General features: G+C 72.4%; 20 protein-coding genes. 8 read left to right on the plus strand and 12 right to left on the minus strand.

What is annotated here, in order from left to right; genetic code table 11:
* Positions 1 to 38: 38 nt before the first annotated feature.
* From AB0A90_RS08690 to AB0A90_RS08720, 7 genes are all read right to left on the minus strand, one after another.
* A complete protein-coding gene (locus AB0A90_RS08690) occupies positions 39 to 788 on the minus strand; it encodes a ZIP family zinc transporter (RefSeq protein ID WP_357243858.1) in 750 nt (249 codons plus the stop codon).
* A gap of 54 nt (positions 789 to 842) precedes the next feature.
* Positions 843 to 2,033 carry a GNAT family N-acetyltransferase gene (locus AB0A90_RS08695; RefSeq protein ID WP_357243861.1) on the minus strand — a complete coding sequence of 397 codons (1,191 nt, stop codon included), beginning with the start codon at positions 2,031 to 2,033 and terminating at the stop codon, positions 843 to 845.
* A gap of 59 nt (positions 2,034 to 2,092) precedes the next feature.
* The gene (locus AB0A90_RS08700; RefSeq protein ID WP_357243864.1) at positions 2,093 to 2,785 is read right to left on the minus strand and encodes a hypothetical protein; all 693 of its coding nucleotides are present in this window, start codon (positions 2,783 to 2,785) and stop codon (positions 2,093 to 2,095) included.
* Positions 2,782 to 3,627: an ATP-binding cassette domain-containing protein gene (locus tag AB0A90_RS08705; RefSeq protein ID WP_357243867.1), complete on the minus strand. Its 846-nt coding sequence runs from the start codon at positions 3,625 to 3,627 to the stop codon at positions 2,782 to 2,784. The genes AB0A90_RS08700 and AB0A90_RS08705 overlap by 4 nt, the downstream gene beginning before the upstream one ends.
* Positions 3,624 to 3,962, minus strand: a complete 339-nt coding sequence (locus tag AB0A90_RS08710) for a PadR family transcriptional regulator (RefSeq protein WP_179781709.1) — start codon at positions 3,960 to 3,962, stop codon at positions 3,624 to 3,626. The genes AB0A90_RS08705 and AB0A90_RS08710 overlap by 4 nt, the downstream gene beginning before the upstream one ends.
* 103 nt (positions 3,963 to 4,065) lie before the next feature.
* Positions 4,066 to 4,785 (minus strand): protein phosphatase 2C domain-containing protein, encoded by a 720-nt coding sequence (locus AB0A90_RS08715; protein WP_357243871.1) that lies wholly within the window; start codon positions 4,783 to 4,785, stop codon positions 4,066 to 4,068.
* A gap of 114 nt (positions 4,786 to 4,899) precedes the next feature.
* Entirely contained in the window at positions 4,900 to 5,466 is a 567-nt protein-coding gene (locus tag AB0A90_RS08720) for an XRE family transcriptional regulator (RefSeq protein ID WP_357243874.1), read from the minus strand.
* Between the two features lie 56 nt (positions 5,467 to 5,522).
* Between AB0A90_RS08720 and AB0A90_RS08725 the strand changes: the two genes are divergently transcribed.
* Positions 5,523 to 6,788: a benzoate/H(+) symporter BenE family transporter gene (locus tag AB0A90_RS08725; RefSeq protein ID WP_357243877.1), complete on the plus strand. Its 1,266-nt coding sequence runs from the start codon at positions 5,523 to 5,525 to the stop codon at positions 6,786 to 6,788.
* A gap of 67 nt (positions 6,789 to 6,855) precedes the next feature.
* On the opposite strand, the gene AB0A90_RS08730 is transcribed toward AB0A90_RS08725, so the two are convergent.
* The 4 genes from AB0A90_RS08730 to AB0A90_RS08745 form a co-directional block, all read right to left on the minus strand.
* Positions 6,856 to 7,227 (minus strand): hypothetical protein, encoded by a 372-nt coding sequence (locus AB0A90_RS08730; protein WP_357243880.1) that lies wholly within the window; start codon positions 7,225 to 7,227, stop codon positions 6,856 to 6,858.
* A 200-nt stretch (positions 7,228 to 7,427) separates the two neighbouring features.
* Positions 7,428 to 7,679, minus strand: a complete 252-nt coding sequence (locus AB0A90_RS08735) for a hypothetical protein (protein WP_238678688.1) — start codon at positions 7,677 to 7,679, stop codon at positions 7,428 to 7,430.
* An 82-nt stretch (positions 7,680 to 7,761) separates the two neighbouring features.
* The gene (gene mscL, locus AB0A90_RS08740; protein WP_357243883.1) at positions 7,762 to 8,220 is read right to left on the minus strand and encodes a large conductance mechanosensitive channel protein MscL; all 459 of its coding nucleotides are present in this window, start codon (positions 8,218 to 8,220) and stop codon (positions 7,762 to 7,764) included.
* Between the two features lie 39 nt (positions 8,221 to 8,259).
* Positions 8,260 to 8,940 carry an FCD domain-containing protein gene (locus AB0A90_RS08745; RefSeq protein ID WP_357244111.1) on the minus strand — a complete coding sequence of 227 codons (681 nt, stop codon included), beginning with the start codon at positions 8,938 to 8,940 and terminating at the stop codon, positions 8,260 to 8,262.
* Positions 8,941 to 9,026: 86 nt separating this feature from the next.
* Here AB0A90_RS08745 and AB0A90_RS08750 point away from each other — a divergent pair, with 86 nt between their 5' ends.
* Positions 9,027 to 10,292 (plus strand): MFS transporter, encoded by a 1,266-nt coding sequence (locus AB0A90_RS08750; protein WP_357243886.1) that lies wholly within the window; start codon positions 9,027 to 9,029, stop codon positions 10,290 to 10,292.
* Positions 10,293 to 10,305: 13 nt separating this feature from the next.
* Here the strand turns inward: AB0A90_RS08750 and AB0A90_RS08755 are convergent, their stop codons facing one another.
* Positions 10,306 to 10,662, minus strand: a complete 357-nt coding sequence (locus AB0A90_RS08755) for an STAS domain-containing protein (protein ID WP_007454464.1) — start codon at positions 10,660 to 10,662, stop codon at positions 10,306 to 10,308.
* Between the two features lie 163 nt (positions 10,663 to 10,825).
* Between AB0A90_RS08755 and AB0A90_RS08760 the strand changes: the two genes are divergently transcribed.
* From AB0A90_RS08760 to AB0A90_RS08785, 6 genes are read left to right on the plus strand one after another with little or no spacing between them, the layout of a single operon-like run.
* The gene (locus AB0A90_RS08760) at positions 10,826 to 11,689 is read left to right on the plus strand and encodes an STAS domain-containing protein (protein WP_357243889.1); all 864 of its coding nucleotides are present in this window, start codon (positions 10,826 to 10,828) and stop codon (positions 11,687 to 11,689) included.
* Positions 11,689 to 12,099: an STAS domain-containing protein gene (locus tag AB0A90_RS08765; protein ID WP_357243892.1), complete on the plus strand. Its 411-nt coding sequence runs from the start codon at positions 11,689 to 11,691 to the stop codon at positions 12,097 to 12,099. The genes AB0A90_RS08760 and AB0A90_RS08765 overlap by 1 nt, the downstream gene beginning before the upstream one ends.
* Positions 12,096 to 12,515 carry an ATP-binding protein gene (locus tag AB0A90_RS08770; protein WP_357243895.1) on the plus strand — a complete coding sequence of 140 codons (420 nt, stop codon included), beginning with the start codon at positions 12,096 to 12,098 and terminating at the stop codon, positions 12,513 to 12,515. Before AB0A90_RS08765 ends, AB0A90_RS08770 begins: the two co-directional genes overlap by 4 nt.
* Entirely contained in the window at positions 12,512 to 13,525 is a 1,014-nt protein-coding gene (locus AB0A90_RS08775; protein ID WP_357243898.1) for a SpoIIE family protein phosphatase, read from the plus strand. The genes AB0A90_RS08770 and AB0A90_RS08775 overlap by 4 nt, the downstream gene beginning before the upstream one ends.
* Positions 13,522 to 14,880: a sensor histidine kinase gene (locus tag AB0A90_RS08780; RefSeq protein WP_357243901.1), complete on the plus strand. Its 1,359-nt coding sequence runs from the start codon at positions 13,522 to 13,524 to the stop codon at positions 14,878 to 14,880. Before AB0A90_RS08775 ends, AB0A90_RS08780 begins: the two co-directional genes overlap by 4 nt.
* A gap of 4 nt (positions 14,881 to 14,884) precedes the next feature.
* Complete coding sequence (locus AB0A90_RS08785) at positions 14,885 to 16,423, plus strand: SpoIIE family protein phosphatase (protein WP_357243904.1); 1,539 nt, start codon at positions 14,885 to 14,887, stop codon at positions 16,421 to 16,423.
* Positions 16,424 to 16,511: the final 88 nt, after the last annotated feature.

Genomic DNA, 16,511 nt, shown 5'->3' on the forward strand with positions numbered 1-16,511 from the left:
CGTGCGGGATTAATGCCTGGTTAAGGCGGGGCCGGCGGTCAGGCGTGGGAGAGAGCGAACGCGGTCAGGAAACCGGCGACCGTGATGAGACCGACAAGCAGGTGGGCGTTCTCGAACGCCTCCGGGACCATGGTGTCGGTGATCATGGCGAGGATCGCCCCGGCCGCCAGCGCCGTGATTCCGGCCAGCACCTCCGGCGGCGCACCGCCCAGCAACGTGTTGCCGAGCAGTGCGGCCACCCCGCTGATCAGGGCGATCCCGACCCAGAGCAGGAAGACGTACCGCCGGGACCGGCCGGCCTGGCGCATGCCGGCCGCGCTGGACAGCCCCTCCGGAACGTTGCTGAGGAAGACCGCCGCCACCGTGACCATGCTGACCGTGCCACCGCCGAGCAGACTCGCGCCGATCACCACGGATTCCGGTACGCCGTCCAGCAGCGCGCCCACCGCGATCGCCGACCCCGAGCCGGGCTGCTCGCCCTCGGAGGGCTGCTGGTCGCCGGAGCGCTTCCGGTGCCGCGCGCCGTGCCGGGCGAGGGCCAGGTTGGCCAGGGTGTAGACAAGCGCACCGCCGCCCGCGCCGAGCGCGGTGGGCAGCAGCCCGCCCTGCGCGTGTGCCTCGGCGATCAGCTCGAACGACACGGCGGAGAGCAGCACCCCCGCCCCGAACGCCATGATCGACGCGATGACGCGCTGCGGTACCCGGGCGAACCAACCGACCGCCGCCCCGACCAGCAGCGCCGATCCGGCCAGCAGCCCCCACCCACCCGCCTGTAACCACTCCGGCATTCGCGGGACGGTACCCACGCTCGCCGGGGCGACAAACCCGGTTGTGAGGAAGGCTCAGAAGTCGGCGAAGACGTACGGCACCCGGCGCGGGAAGATGCTGCGCAGCTCCGCGGCGGCGTCCACCGGCACCACACCCAGGTCCCGCAACGGCAGCTCGGCAGGATCCAGCACCCCGTACGCCAGGGCGGAGAGCCCGGCCGCCGTGAGGGTGGCGGACGGCGCGCGGCCGGCGGTGTCGGCGGTCAGCTCCAGGGCGCCGCCGGTGCCGTCCAGCAGATGGGTGCCGGCCAGCCAGCGGTCCCCGGTCAGCTCGACCCGCACCCGACCGGGGCCGGCCGGCAGCCCGCTCAACGCGTCAAGCGACAACAGCCGGGCCATCGGGGCGGACGAGCCCGGCACCGCTATGCGTGCCTCCACGTGCATGTCCAGGTCGGTCAACCACAGCTCGGGCAGCTCGTCCGGCGGAACCTGGACGGTGACCCGCTCGACCTGGTCGACGTGCCGGGCGAAGAACTGCAACAGCAACATGCGCGCGAGCGGATCGCTGACCAGCAGCTCGTTGGCGTGCAGTGTGCCGCCGTGCTCGTCGATCCGGTAGGTCACCGCGCCGGTGACCTCACCGTCGACGCGGGCGGTGAGCAGCCAGTACTCGTCCCGGTCGCGCATCCCGTCCGCCCGGTAGTCCGGGAAGAGCGCGAAACCGTGCCGCTCCCGCAGGCAGCGCTCGGTGAACGCGCGCCACGCCGGATAGCCGACGCCGATGCGTTCCCAACTCACCTCACCGGGCAGGTCCGCGCGCAGCAGCGAGCCCAGGTGGTCTGGGGCGAAGGTGGCCCTGCGCGCCTTGGGTAACCCGACGTAGCCGAACCGGGCGTAGAAGCTGGGCCGGAACGGATAGAGCGCGCTGAGGGAGTGCCCCTCGTCGCGTACCTCGTCGAGGAGTTGGTGCAGGAGCGCCCGTACGTGCCCCTGCCGGCGGGCCAACGGGTGGGTGGCGACCCCGGCGACGCCCGCCATCGGCAACACCGCCCCGCGCAGGTTCTGTCGCATCGGGATGGACGAGGCGGCGGCCAGCGTGACGCCGTCCTCCTCGGTGATCAGAGTCCGGTTGCCCTGGTTGTAGGCCAGGTAGTCGCGGAACTCCTCGGTCCGGGCGGCACCAAGCGGCGACGACTCGAAGGCGTACGCGGCCAGCGGGAAGCTGGTGGTGAGACGCTCGTCGGCGGTCACTCGGCGGATGGTCATCCGCCCATCTCAACCTGCCGTGCTGGTCGGAGCAACCGGATTGGCGGTATCCACGCCGGTCATCCGACCGGGAGGTGCCGCAGGTGTCGGCGGCGACGCAGGCGGACGCTGACCACGGCGGCCACACCGACGACCAGCAGGGCGGTGACGACGAGCCCGTGCAGCACACCACGGGAGAGATAACCCTGGTCGGTGTGGTCCACCGCCCAGGTGGCGATCTCCCGGGTCGACCAGAACGGCGTCAACTTCGCCCCGGAGCCGGCCGGGTCGATCAACATCTGCACCGTGACCACGGTGAGCAGCAGCAGCGTCCCCTCCATCTCGCGGGGCAGCAGCGCGCCGATCAGCATCCCGAACGGCGCCGCCACCGCGACGGAGCAGAGCAGCGCGGCGGCCAGGCCGCCGTACCGCAGGTCCGCGCCGTCGATCATGGGGAGCAGGAAGAACGGTACGGAGATGATCAGCCCCACCGTCCACAGGCCGAGCACCCGGCCGAGGTAGAGGTGGTGTGGACGGTAACCGGCCAGTCGCAGTCTCGGCTCCAGCTCCCGAGCCGCGGTGGTGGCGAACAGCGCGGCGGTGCTCACCGCCCAACCGACGCCGAGAAGCAGCGACCGGACCGACTGCCCGAGGTAGGCGTCCCGCCGGATCAGGTAGAAGGTCAACGGCATCAACAACAACAGCAGGAGTACGCCCCGACGCCGCAGCAACTCCCGCAGGGTCATCTCGGCGACGACGACGAGCCGGTTCACCGGTGGCCTCCCTGGACAGTGGGCGCCTGCCACCCGGTCACCTGTGCCGGGGTCAGGTCGAGCACGATGTCCACCCGGTCGAGGTGGTTGAGCAGGTGGGTCACCACGACGATCGCCGCGCCGGCGTCGCGCAGTCGGCTGAGCTGGTCCCAGAAGTTGACGTAGGTGCCCTGGTCGAAGCCCTGGTACGGCTCGTCGAGCAGCAGCACGTCCGGGGCGCTGAGGGTGGACATGGTCAGGTTGAGCTTCTGCCGGGTGCCGCCGGACAGGTGGCGGGCCTGCACGTCCCCGCCCGCCTCCCAACCGAGCTGCCGAGCCGCCGCCCGACCGGCCCGGCGGGCCGGCCCTCGGGCCACGCCCTGACCTGCGCCGACCAGCACGAAGTGCTCGTCGGCGAGCAGAAAGTCGGCGGTGCCGCCGGACTGTGGGCAGTAGCCGAGCCGCCCGGAGACGGTCACCGCACCGGCGTCGGGTGACATCAGCCCGGCGCAGATCCGCAGGAAGGTGCTCTTGCCGCAGCCGTTCGCGCCGACGACGGCGGCGATCTGTCCGGCCCGGACGGTGAGTGTGGCGTCGCGCAGCACCGTTCGCCGCCCGTACCGCTTGGTGATGCCCTCCGCGTGCAGCCGGACCGGCCCGGGACGCGGTCCGGGCGCGGTGCCGATGCTCTCCACGACCGCGCCCGCGTACTGCTGGGGTGGACCGAAGACGACCCAGGGGTCGCCACCACCCTCGCGCAGGTGCGTGGCCGCCTCGGCGACCACGTGCCGGGCGGCGTCCGCCGCGACCCGGCGCTGGTGCAGCTCGGCGGTGAGCGTGCGCAGCCAATCGTCGGCGTTCACCGGGTGACCCCCTTCGTGACGATGTCGTTCACCGGCTGGACGAAGGTGAGCCAGGCGCTGCCGCCCGCGCGGAGTGCCGCGTACCCGTCGTCGGTGAGCCGGTAGTACTTACGGGCCGGCCCGGCGCTGCCCTCCCGCCACTGGGCGGTCACCAGGCCGGTCTTCTGTAGGCGCAGCAGCACGGGATAGAGCGTGCCGCCCTGGATGGGCCCGACGCCCGCGGCGTCGAGCGCCTGGGCGAGCTGGTAGCCGTAGGACTCGCGGTCGGACAGCAGGGCCAGCACGCAGATGTCGAGCACCCCCCGCAGCCACTGCCCGCGCCGGTCGGAATCCACGCGTCGGACAGTAGCGGCGCAACCTAGATGGCACAACCACCTACTGCGGCCGGCGGAACCCGAACCGCTTGGTTCGGGCGAGCCGCCGGGGGAGCCGTGCCGGTCAGCGGGCGACGACGTCGGAGACCACGACCGTCACGTTGTCCGGTGCGCCAGCGTGGTGGGCGAGCTTGACCAACTGCTCACCACACTGCTGGCGGTCGGCGTACATGCCCAGCGCCGCCGCGATGGCGTCGTCCTCGACGTAGTCGGAGAGCCCATCGCTGCACAGCAGCAGCCGGTCGCCGGGGGTCACGGTGAGCACCCCGATCGCGGGTGGGGTGTCGGCACCCTGCACGGCCCGGGTCACCAGGGACCGCTGTGGGTGGTGGCGGGCCTGCTCCGGGGCGAGGGTGCCCTGGTCGACCAGGGCCTGGACGAACGTGTCGTCCCGGGTGAGCTGGGTCAGTTCGCCGTCGCGCAAGAGGTAGCAGCGGGAGTCGCCGACCTGGGCCAGGACCAGCGTCTCGCCGGCCAGCAGCGCCGCGGTGAGCGTGGTGCCCATCCCGTCGCGGCTCGGGTCGACGGTGATGGCGGCGTGGATGCGCTGGTTGGCGGTGCTGACCACGGCACGCAGGGCGTCGGCGGCACCGTCGGGATCTGTGGGCGGGGCCAGCTCGTCCAGGATCCGGATCACGATCTCGCTCGCCACCTCGCCCGCGGGCAGCCCGCCCATGCCGTCGGCGACGGCGATCAGGCGGTCACCGGCGAGGGCGGAGTCCTCGTTGTTGGTGCGGACCAGGCCGATGTCGTTGAGGATGACCGAGCGGAGGATCAGCGTCATGGGTCAAGCTTGCCAAGAACACCCCGCCTTCGTCTCTACGGCTCCTGCGTGCGTCGAGAAATGATTGCGATTTTCGTCGACGGACCCGACGGAGCGTGACCGGTCGGCCGGGCCTCAGTGCCGCGGGTAGCGCAGCAGGAGGCTGGCGGCGACCTCCTCGTCACCCACCGCCGCGTAGCTGTGTGGCACGTCGGACACCCAGCGGAGGTGACCGCCGGCCGGCGCGGTCAGCGGCGCGTCGGCCGGGCCGGCGCGCAGCACCCCGGCGAAGACGGTGATGTGCTCGGTGACCCCCGGCTGGTGGGCGGGGGAGAGTTGCGCCGGGCCGGGCGCGACCCGCATCCGGTACAGCTCGTAGGTCGCGTCGGTGTCCGCGAACACCTCCAGCAGGGTGGCGGTGACCGCGGTGCCCTGCGCGGTGGGGCCGGCCCCGGCGGTCGGCTCGGCCAGCAGGGCGGTGAACGGTACGCCGAGTTGCGCGGTGACCGCCCAGAGCGTCTCCAGGGTCGGGTTGCGGGTGCCGCGCTCCAGGCCGGAGAGGGTGGCCTTTCCGACGCCGGCGAGCCGGGCCAGTGTGGACAGTGAGATTCCCCGCTCCTCGCGCAGGGCACGGACCCGGCGGCCGACGACGGCGGGATCCACGTCGAGGCCCGGACGGCGGGCTGGTGGTGGCTGCGGCACCCGGCTATCGTGCTACACACTGTCGTTCCGTAAACGGAACACCCCGGGAGGGTGGCATGGCCGGACGCGTCCAACCGGTGTTGGCCGGCGTGGTGACCGCCCTGGTCGGCTTCGCCAGCTCGTTCACCGTCGTGCTGGCCGGGCTCCGCGCGGCCGGCGCGTCGGACGCGCAGGCCGCCTCCGGCCTGCTCGCCCTCTGCGTGGCGTGCGGGCTCTCCGCCGCCTGGCTGGGCTGGCGGCACCGGATACCGATGAGCGTGGCCTGGTCCACACCGGGCGCGGCGCTGCTGGTGGCCACCGGAGCACCGCCGGGCGGTTGGCCGGTCGCGGTGGGCGCCTTCCTCGTCTCCGGTGTGCTGGTCGTGGCGGCCGGGCTGTTTCCGCCACTCGGCCGTGCGGTGGCCGCCATCCCCAAGCCGGTGGCCGGCGCGATGCTCGCCGGGGTGCTGCTCCCGTTGTGCACCGCCCCGGTCCGCGCACTCGTGGAACTGCCGGTGGTGGCGGGTCCGGTGGTGGTCGGCTGGCTGCTGCTGCACCGGTTCGCCCGCCGCTGGGCGGTGCCCGGCGCGTTGCTGGTGGCGGTGGTCGCGATCGCGCTCACCGCGCCGCCGACCGGCCTGACCGGTGCCTCGCTGGCCCCGTCGATCACCGTGACCGTGCCGGCCTGGGACGCGTCCGCGCTTGTCGGCCTCGCCCTACCGCTGTTCCTGGTCACCATGGCCGCGCAGAACGTGCCCGGCATGGCGGTGCTGGTCGGCTACGGCTACCGGCCGCCGTTCGGCGCCGCGCTGCGGGCCACCGGCCTGGCCAGCCTGCTCGCCGCACCGGCCGGCGGGCACGCGGTGAACCTCGCGGCGATCACCGCCGCGCTGGCCGCCGGCCCGGACGCCCATCCGGACCCGGAGCGACGATGGGTCGCCTCGGTCACCGCCGGTGCCGGCCTGGCCCTGCTCGGTCTGGGCGCTGGCGTGGCGACCGCGCTGGTCGCGGTCGCCCCGCCGATCCTCATCGAGGCGGTCGCCGGGCTGGCCCTACTGGGTGCCCTCGCCACCGCGCTCGCCGCGGCGGTGACCGACCCGGCGACCCGGGAGGCCGCCGTGGTCACCTTCGTGGTGACCGCCTCCGGGGTCACCCTGATCGGCGTGGGCGGGGCGTTCTGGGGTCTGATCGCGGGCTGCCTGATGCTGCTGCTCTTCCACCGCCGCCCACCCGCGCCGCCCGCGCCGGACCAGCCGGCCCCCGCCGCGCCGGACCAGCCGGCCCTCAGCGCGTCGGACCAGCCGGCCCCCGCCGTGCCGGGAAGATCCACTCGGGTGTCCTGAAGTCGGGCGGTCCGGAGGCTCCGGACGCACCGATTTCCGTGAACCCGAGTCGATCAGAGCGGTGGGGTCACTCCTCGGGCGGCAGGTCGGCCACGCCCACGGCGAGGAGGACCCGGCCGTCGGCCACCGACCCGATCCGGTCGGCCGGTACGTAGACCGCGCCCGTGCGGGTCAGCTCGGTCGAGACCTTCAGGTAACCGCTGTGCAGCAGCCGCGCCGCCAGATCGGCGGGAACATCCGGCTCCTCGACCGCGGTCGCCTCGATCAGCTCGTCCAGGCTGCTGCCCGGGTCGGCATTCGGTGTCTGGACGGTCACCGCGTTCGGGTCACCCCGCTGGACGAGGTCCACGGTCCCGACCTCGGTGCCGGCTGAGTCGATCACCGGCATCCCGGTGGTGATCCGCGCGATGGTCGCCTGCTGCTCGTCCTGCTGGTCCATCCCATTGCGGTTCCCGGGGCGGTACGCCGCTAAACGCCGTCACCCGCCCGCTGCCCGCCCCGCGCGCGCCGGTCGGCCCGCCCGCCGCCGACCCGACGCGCAGCCGCAACCTCGGCGTGGGCCGGCACCCTTGTCCCAGAGCAGCGGCTCGCAGACGACAGGTCCGGCGCCGATGGCGAGAGGCGACAGGTCGGAGGTGCTCAGCCGTTCGGGAGGGTCCAGCCGCCGGGCGGGCGGGGGGACAGCTCCCGCCAGGTGTCCGGACCGTCGAGAAGCGCCCGGACGGTGTCCTCTGCCTCGTCCGCACTGCCGTACTCGTAGAACCGGGAGATGCCCTCGGCCCCGCCGGCCCGCTGCTCGACGTGCCACCGGTCGGCGTCCACCCGGAGGAAGACGTCCCGTCGGGCCAGCCGCCCCCATTTCCCGTTCCACCAGTGCTTACGCTGCTCCATGGCGGGACTCTATCGAACACACGTACGAGAAGGTGCGGCCCCTGCGGGAATCCCGCAGGGGCCGATGTGCATCCGTTCGGTGTCAGCGCTGCGTCGGCGGCTCCGGGCGGCGGCCCAGCACGTCGTCCAGCGCCCCGCGCTGCTGACCGGGGGTGGTGTGGCCGGCGGAGACCAGCGCGTCCCGGATCTCGGTGAGCAGCTTGACCTCCTCGCTCGGTGCCGCCGGCGGCGGCTCCTCGCCCCGCTGCCGACGCTCGGCCAGCTTGTTCATGGGGAACACCACGAAGAAGTAGAGCACCGCAGCCGTCAGCACGAACGTGATCAGGGCGTTGATGAAGGCCGCCCAGTCGAAGACCTGTCCGTTGAGCGTCCACTTGCCGGCGGTGAGGCCGCTGCCCCCACCGATTGCCTTGATCAGTGGTTCGAGGAACGACTTGGTGAGTTGGGTGACGACGCCGGTGAACGCGGCGCCGATGACGATGCCGACCGCCAGGTCGACGACGTTGCCGCGCATGATGAAGTCTTTGAAGCCCTTGAGCATTCGTACTCCCGAGGTGTCCGCTTTTCTGTCGGGCACAACCTATGCCCGTTCGGCGGGTTCCAGAAAAGCGCCGGCTTCGATCGCCGCCCGGCCCGGATCGCCGGCCCGGATCGCCTCGACCAACCGGGTGTGGTCGACGTAGCGCTCGGACGTGAGCGCGCCCCCCATCGCCTGGGCGACCGTGCTGCGCAGGGCGGTGCCGACCGAGGCGTACAGCTCGGCGAGCATGGCGTTGTGCGCGGCGGCGACCACCGCGACGTGCAGGGCCGCGTCGGCCTCGACGAACGCGTCGACCCGGCCGCCGCGCCAGGCGGCCTCGCGTTCGGCGAGCACGCCGTCGAGCGCCGCCAGGTCCTCCGGGGTACGTCGCAGCGCGGCGAGCCGGGCGGCCTCTACCTCGAAGGCGCGCCGCACCTCGATGACCTCGGTCATCCGGTCGTCACTGAGGTGGCGGGCGACCACCGGCGCCAGCTCGTCGGTGGACACCACGTAGGTGCCGGAGCCCTGCCGGCACTCCAGCACCCCGGCGTGCACCAGGGCTCGGACGGCCTCCCGAACGGTGTTGCGCCCCACGCCCAGCGCGGCGACGAGCTGCGGCTCGGTGGGGATGCGCCCGCCGACGGGCCACTCGCCGCCGAGGATCCGGGCGCGGAGCTGCTCGATGGTCTGCCGGACCCGGTGGCCGCGAGGCGGCACGGCGGGCTGGTCGCGGGGCGGCACCTGCGGTGCGGAGGGGGAATCGCCAGACGGTGGCACTGGTTACAGCACCGGCCCATAATTCATCCCATGATTGTAGGTTAGCGGTCATGACCCCGCCACCCACCGCAGCTCCGGCGCCTCCCGCTGCCGTCCTCGTCGACCCACCCTCGACGGGTGACCCCGGCGCGGGCCGACGGACGCACCCGGCGACCGGTGGCGCGCTCGTACTGGTCGGGATGCTGCTGGTCGCGCTCAACCTGCGCGCCGTGGTGACCAGCCTCGGCGCCCTGCTCGACGAGGTCCGCGACGGGCTGGGGCTCTCCGGCACCATGGCTGGTCTGGTCACCACCCTGCCGACCATCGCGTTCGCCGGGCTCGGCGCGCTCACCCCGTGGCTGGTCCGCCGGGTGGCACCGGCCCGGGTGCTGGTGGTCGCCATGTTCGCCCTCGCCGCCGGTCAGGTGCTCCGGGCCACCACCGACTCGGCCTGGATCTTCGTGCTCACCAGCGCTCTGGCGCTGGCCGGCATCGCGGTCGCCAACATCCTGCTGCCGATGCTGGTCAAGCAACACTTCCCGCACCGGACCGGGCTGGTCACCGGGGCGTACACGATGGCGTTGACCCTCGGCACGACGGTGGCCGCGGCCTCCGCGGTGCCGATCGCGCACGCCTTCGGCTCGTGGCGCGCGGGGCTGGGCGTCTGGGCCGCGATGGCCGCGGTGGCCGTACTTCCGTGGGTGCCACTGGCGCTGCGGACCCGGGCGGGCGCGCGGCGCTCGACCCCGACGGCGGCCGTCGCCGCGCCGGCCCGGACCCGGCTCGGCTGGGCGATGGCCGTCTACTTCGGGGCACAGTCGCTCAGCGGGTACGCGATCATGGGCTGGCTGGCCCAGTTGTTCCGCGACGCCGGCTACCAGCCGGAGTCGGCCGGACTGCTGCTCGCCGGGGTGACCGCGCTCGGTGTGCCGATCGCGCTGCTGATGCCCACCCTGGCCGGTCGACTCGGCAGCCTGCGTCCGTTGGTGCTCGGGCTGACCACCGCGTCGGCGCTCGCCTACCTGGGGTTGGCGTTCGCCCCGCGCGGTGCCGCGCTGCTCTGGGTCGCCCTCCTGGCGATCGGCCAGGGCGCGTTCCCGATGATCCTGACCGCCATCGGTCTACGCGCCCGCACCGCCGAGGGGACGGTCGCGCTCTCCGCGTTCGCGCAGAGCACCGGGTACGTGATCGCGGCCCTCGGCCCGCTGATGGTCGGCATCCTCTACGAGGTCACCGGCGGCTGGACCGCGCCGCTCGGGTTCCTGCTGGGCGCGCTCGCCGTGCAGACGGCGGCGGGTATGGCGATCGCTCGTCCCCGCTACGTCGAGGACGAGTGACGAACGGCAGAGCTCAGGAGGAGGCCGGCGTCGGTTCGCCGGCGACTGCCTCGTCCACCGTCGGGTAGGTGTGCAGCACCTCGACCAGCCCGCTCACCTCGAGGATGCGCAGCACACCCCGCTGCGGGGCGGCCAGACGCACCACGCCGCCGGCCTCGTCGCAGCTGTTCTTGGCGCGGACGAAGACCGACAGACCCGTCGAGTCGCAGAACGAGACGTCCGCCAGGTCGAACACCAGCCGGTTGCGACCCTTGTCGAGCAGGTCGGTGATCTGGTCCTGCAACTGCGGTGCGGTGGCCATGTCCAGCTCGCCCGCGACCGACACGACGACCACGTCGCCGCGCTGTTCCGTGTGCACCGTCAAGGACATTTGCCAGACCTCCTGTTATCGGGGGAACGGTATCCCACGACCGGGGTCGTACGCAGAACGGGAGCCGGCACCCGATGTTCAACGTCATTCCGTTGCTGAGGGGCAAGTAGTTGATCAGACCCCGGTGATAGAGTCCGCCCGGTCCAGGTCAAGGGGGTTCCAAATGGCGTTGAGCACCGAAGAAAGTGGTCGGCTCGCCGCGCTGCTCAGCGGGCAGGCCGAACGGGTCACGTCTCGGTGGACCGAGATCGTCACCAGTTCGTTGCGGGGACGGCTGAGCCAGGCCGAGTTGTGTCGGCAGGTCCAGGACCTGCATCGCGTCCTCGTCGCCGCCGGCGAGCAGGGCGACCTCGACCTGTCCGCCGACAGTGCCGCCGAGTTGCGCGCCGCGCTCTCCGAGTTGTCCCGTGGCCGGGCCCGGCAGGGCTTCTCCGCCACCGAGACCACGGTCAGCATCTTCGCGCTCAAGGACGTGCTGGCCGAGCTGGTGCAGGAGGCCGGCGGCGCCAACGCGCTGCACGACTACGTCGCCTTCTCGAGGCTTGTCGACGAGATGGGCCTGTTCACCTTCGAGAGCTTCGTCCGCACCCGGGAGAGCCTGATCGCCGATCAGGCCGAGCAACTGCTCGAACTCTCCACGCCGGTGGTCAAGCTGTGGGAGGGCGTGGTGGCCGTCCCGCTGGTCGGCACCCTCGACTCGGCCCGGGCCCAGGTCGTGATGGAGCGGCTGTTGCAGACGCTCGTCGACACCGGCTCCCCGTACGCGATCATCGACATCACCGGCGTCCCGGCGGTGGACACCCAGGTCGCCCAGCACATCCTGAAGACCGTGGTGGCCGCCCGGCTGATGGGCGCCGACTGCATCATCTCCGGCATCCGTCCGCAGATCGCGCAGACCATCGTGGCGCTCGGCATCGAGTTCGGCGACATCGCCACCAAGGCGAGCCTCGCCGACGCGCTGCGTCACGTGCTGCGCCTCAACGGGGTGGAGACCGCCCGCCGTCAGCAGCCACGCCGGGGCGTCTGATGGAGCGGGTGCCGATTCTCAAGATCGGCGACATCCTGCTCGTCTCCATCCAGCTGGACATGTCGGACCAGACGGCGGTCCAGCTTCAGGAGGATCTCGCCGAGCGGATCGTCGACACCGGCTGCCACGGCGTCATCATCGACATCACCGCGCTGGACATCGTCGACTCCTTCGTCGGGCGGATGCTCTCCACCATCGCGTCGATCTCCAAGGTGCTCGACGCGGAAACGGTGGTGGTCGGGATGCGTCCCGCCGTCGCCATCACCCTTGTCGAACTGGGGCTGTCGCTGAACGGCATCCGTACCGCGCTGAACGTCGAGCGCGGCATGGAGTTGATCGCGGCGGCTCACGCCGACGAGCTCGACCACCAGCTCGACGACGATTCGGACGCCGAGACGGCCACGACGTGACCGCGGGCATCGACCTGGGCCAGCCGCAGGCACAGGCGGTCCGCAGCGACGAGGACGTGGTGCGCGTCCGGCAGTTGGTCCGCGCCGTGGCGGTGGCCGTCAAGCTGTCCCTGGTCGACCAGACCAAGGTGGTCACCGCGGCGAGCGAGCTGGCCCGCAACACCCTGGTGTACGGCGGCGGCGGCTCGGTCGAGGTGACAACGGTGGAGAACGGCCGGCGCAGGGGCGTGCGGATCGTCTTCGCCGATTCCGGGCCGGGTATCCCGGACCTGGACATGGCCCTCACCGACGGCTACACCACCGGCGGCGGCATGGGCCTCGGGCTCAGCGGGTCCCGCCGACTCGTCGACGAATTCGAGATCGAGACGTCCCCGGAGACTGGCACGCGGATCACGGTCACCAAGTGGTCCCGGTGAACGCCGATCTGGTCACCGACAGCGGCATCTGGTTCCGGGTGGAGGCCAGCAGCGCGGCGAGCGCCGTGCGGCGCGCCGCCGAACGCCTCGGCGCGCAGGTGGAGATGAGTGCGGTACGCATCGCCGACCTGGCCATCGTCGCCGCCGAGCTGACCAGCAACCTGGTCAAACACGCCGACGACGGCGTCCTGCTGCTCCGACCGGTACGCGGGGCCGGAGAGGCCGGCGTGGAGTTGATCGCCATCGACTCCGGCCCCGGCATGGCCGACCTGACCGTCTCCTCGCAGGACGGACACTCCACCACCGGCACGCTCGGCATCGGTCTGGGCGCCATCGTCCGGCAGGCCAGCTGGTTCGACGGCTACTCGTTGCCGGGCCGGGGCACCGTCCTCGCCGTGCAGGTCTGGCCGGCGGAGCCGGCGCTGCCGTCCTGGACCGGCGCCCTCACCCGACCGCTGACCGGCGAGACGGTCAGCGGCGACGGATACGCCGTCCGGATCGTTGACGGACGGCATCAGGTGCTGGTCAGCGACGGCCTGGGGCACGGCCCGCTGGCCGCCGCCGCCACCGAAGCGGCGCTCGCCGCGTTCCGGAACGCCCCGGCCGGGCCACCGGCGGCGGTGGTGGGTCACCTGCACCGCAGCATGTCGCACACCCGGGGCGCCGCGCTCGCGGTCGCCGAGCTGGAGCCGGCGGCCGGCATGCTGCGCTACGCGGGGCTGGGTAACATCGCCGGCGTGGTCGTCGAGGGTGACGGTCAGCGCCGCGGGCTGGTGTCACTGCCCGGCATCGCCGGCCACCAGCGGCCGACAATCCGGGAGTACGACTACCCGTTCGCTCCGGGCGCCCGACTGGTGATGCACAGCGACGGAGTGGTCGACCGCTGGCGGTTGGCCGACTACCCAGGTCTGGCGGAGCGGTCCCCGCTGGTGATGGCCGCGACCCTCCTGCGCGACGCTGGTGTACGACGTGATGACGCCTGCGTACTGGTCGCGAGGTCCTGGGCATGACCGGCGAGCCGGCGCTGCCCTTGCTGCAGATGGCGCTGCGGGTCGAGCAGGACATCTTCGTGATCCGTCAGCGGGGCCGTGAGGTGGCCGCGGTGGTCGGCCTCGAACGTCAGGACCAGGTGCGGATCGCCACCGCGCTCAGCGAGGTGGCCCGGGATCTGCTGCGCACGACCGGCGGTGCGGACGTCGCCTTCCACGTCGACGAGGGCGCGGACGGCCGGTTCCACCTGCGCGCCGACCTGGCCCCGGTGACCGCGCTCCCGAACGGTGACTACCAGCCCCAGTCCGGCGCGGTGTCCCGCCTGGTCGACACACTGAGCGTGTCGACAGTCGAGGGGGTTACGGTCGTACGGATGTCCCGACGAGTTCCGGCCAACGCGCCGACGCCCACACCGGAGCGGCTCGCCGAGTTCCGCACGGAGCTCGGCCGTACCGCGCCGGCCAGCGCGCTGGACGAGTTGACCGTGCAGAACGGGCAGCTCATCGCCGCGCTCGACGAGGTGCGCAGTCAGCGCGACGAGTTGGCCGTGCTGAACGAGGAGCTGGCCGAGACCAACCGGGGTGTGCTGGCGCTCTACAACCAGCTCACCGAGGAGTTGGAGGAGACCAACCGGGGCGTCGTCGCCCTCTACGCCGAGCTGGACGAGAAGTCGGCGCAACTGCGTGCGGCGAGCGAGTCGAAGAGCCGGTTCCTGGCGAACGTCAGCCACGAGCTGCGCGCCCCGGTCACCGCGATCATCGGATTGGGGCGGCTACTCACCGACTCCGCCTCCGACCCGCTCACCGACGAGCAGGGCCGCCAGGTCGACCTGATCCGCTCGTCGGCGGCGGACCTGCTCAACCTGGTCAACGAGCTGTTGGACCTCGCCAAGGCGGAGTCCGGCCGGATCGAACCGGACTGGGCGGACGTCGACCTGCGTCCGGTCTTCGGTCAACTGCGCGGCACACTGCGCGCCCTGGCCACCCGCCCGGGGGTGGAGTTGGTGGTGGAGGAGCCGGCCGCGCCGGCCATGCTGCGCACCGACGAGGTGCTGCTCGGCCAGGTGCTGCGCAACCTGCTGCACAACGGGTTGAAGTTCACCGAGCGCGGCGAGGTGCGACTGCGGGCCCGCCAGCACGGCGACCGGTGGAACTTCGAGGTCAGCGACACCGGCCCCGGCATCGCCGCCGAGCTGCACGACCGGATCTTCGAGGAGTTCTACCAGGTGCCGGGCGCCACCCGGGTCGGCGGCACCGGCCTCGGCCTGCCGTACGCCCGGCGGTTGGTGACACTGCTCGGCGGGACGCTGGAGCTGGCCAGCGTGCCGGGCCGGGGCAGCACATTCACCGTCTCCCTGCCCATCGGCGGGGAGTGACAGCATGGACGGCATGCCGGCAACCATCCTGGTCGTCGACGACAGTCGTACCAAGCGTTACCTGCTGGTCAGCTGGCTGACGCGGGCCGGTTTCACCGTGCTCGAAGCCGAGAACGGCGCCGAGGCGTTGGCGCGGGTCGAGGTGGACCGGATCGACCTGGTCGTCCTCGACGTCCGGCTGCCCGACCTGAGCGGCTACGAGGTCTGCGAACAGATCAAGGCGCGGCACCCGGCGATGCCGGTCATCCACGTGTCGGCGCACGCCGTCGACGTGGCCGACCGAGCGCAGGGGCTGACCCGGGGCGCGGACGCGTACCTGACCGAGCCGATCGAGCCGGAAGAGCTGATCGCCACCACACGGGCGGTGCTGCGCTACTACCAGGCCCGGCAGCGCGCCGAACTGCTCGCCGAGCGCCTGCTCGGGCTGGCCGACACGACAGTTGCGGTGCACGCCGCGCCGACCTTCGCACGCCTGCTGGAGGCCGCCGCGGAGGGAGCCGCCCAGATCTTCAAGAGCCCGGCGGCGGTGATCGCCGAGACGTTCGACGGGGACTGCCTCGCGGGGATCTGCGCCGGTCCCGACGCCTCAGCCGAGGTGGTGCCGTGGGTCGTCGACGACACCGGAGTGCCGACCGGTGCCACCGTTCGGGTGGAACCTCCGGCGAACTGGGCGCTTGTCGACTGGCCGGCGGACGACACGGTGACGATCGCCGCCGCCCGACTGCGCGAGGACCGCGCCCCGCTGTACGTGGTGGTCCCGACCGCCACCCAGACCGCTCGGACGCCGGTGCTCAAGCAGTTGGCCCAGGCGGTGGCGGCGGCCGTGGAGGGGCAGCGCTCCTTCGACGAGGAGCACCGGATCGCGGTCACCCTCCAACGCAGCCTGCTCCCGCGCGGACTGCCCACGGTCGCTGGCCTGGACCTCGCGGTGCGCTACGAGCCGGCCAGCGCGCAGACCGAGGTGGGCGGCGACTTCTACGAACTGGTGATGCTCGACGGGCACCTGTTGCTGGCGATCGGCGACGTGGCCGGCCACTCGCTGCACGCGGCGACCGTGATGGCCGAGCTGCGACACGCGGTGCGGGCGTACGCCGTGGAGGGCCACCAGCCGGGCGAGATCCTGCACCGGGTCAACGAGCTGATGCGGACACTGCTGCCCAACGAGATCGCCACGCTCTGCGTACTGCTGCTGCACCCGCCGACCGGGCGGGTCCGGCTGGCCAGCGCCGGGCATCTTCCGCCGGTGCTCAACATGGGGGGCAAGGTCGAGTTCGTGCAGCACTCCGCGCCGCTGCTCGGCGTCCGCGCGCCTCGCCCGGCCGACCTGGAATTCGTGCTGCCGGCCGGTGCCACGCTGGTGTTCTACACCGACGGGCTGATCGAGCGGCGGGACGCCACGATCGACGAGGGGATGGCCGCGCTGGCCGCGGTCGCCGCCACCGTCGACGACGACCTGGACCGGTTCTGCGCCCGGCTGCTTGTCGAGTTGGCCCCACCGGAGATCCAGGACGACGTCGCCGTGGTCGTCCTGCGCCGCCGCTGAGCCTGCGCCGTCCGGCTGCCCTGCGCGGGCTGGCTGCCCTGCGGGGGGCGGCTGTCCTGCGCGCGGGCGGCTTTCCGGCGGTGCCGGC

This window comes from Micromonospora sp. NPDC049204, from assembly GCF_040647935.1.
GTDB lineage: Bacteria > Actinomycetota > Actinomycetes > Mycobacteriales > Micromonosporaceae > Micromonospora.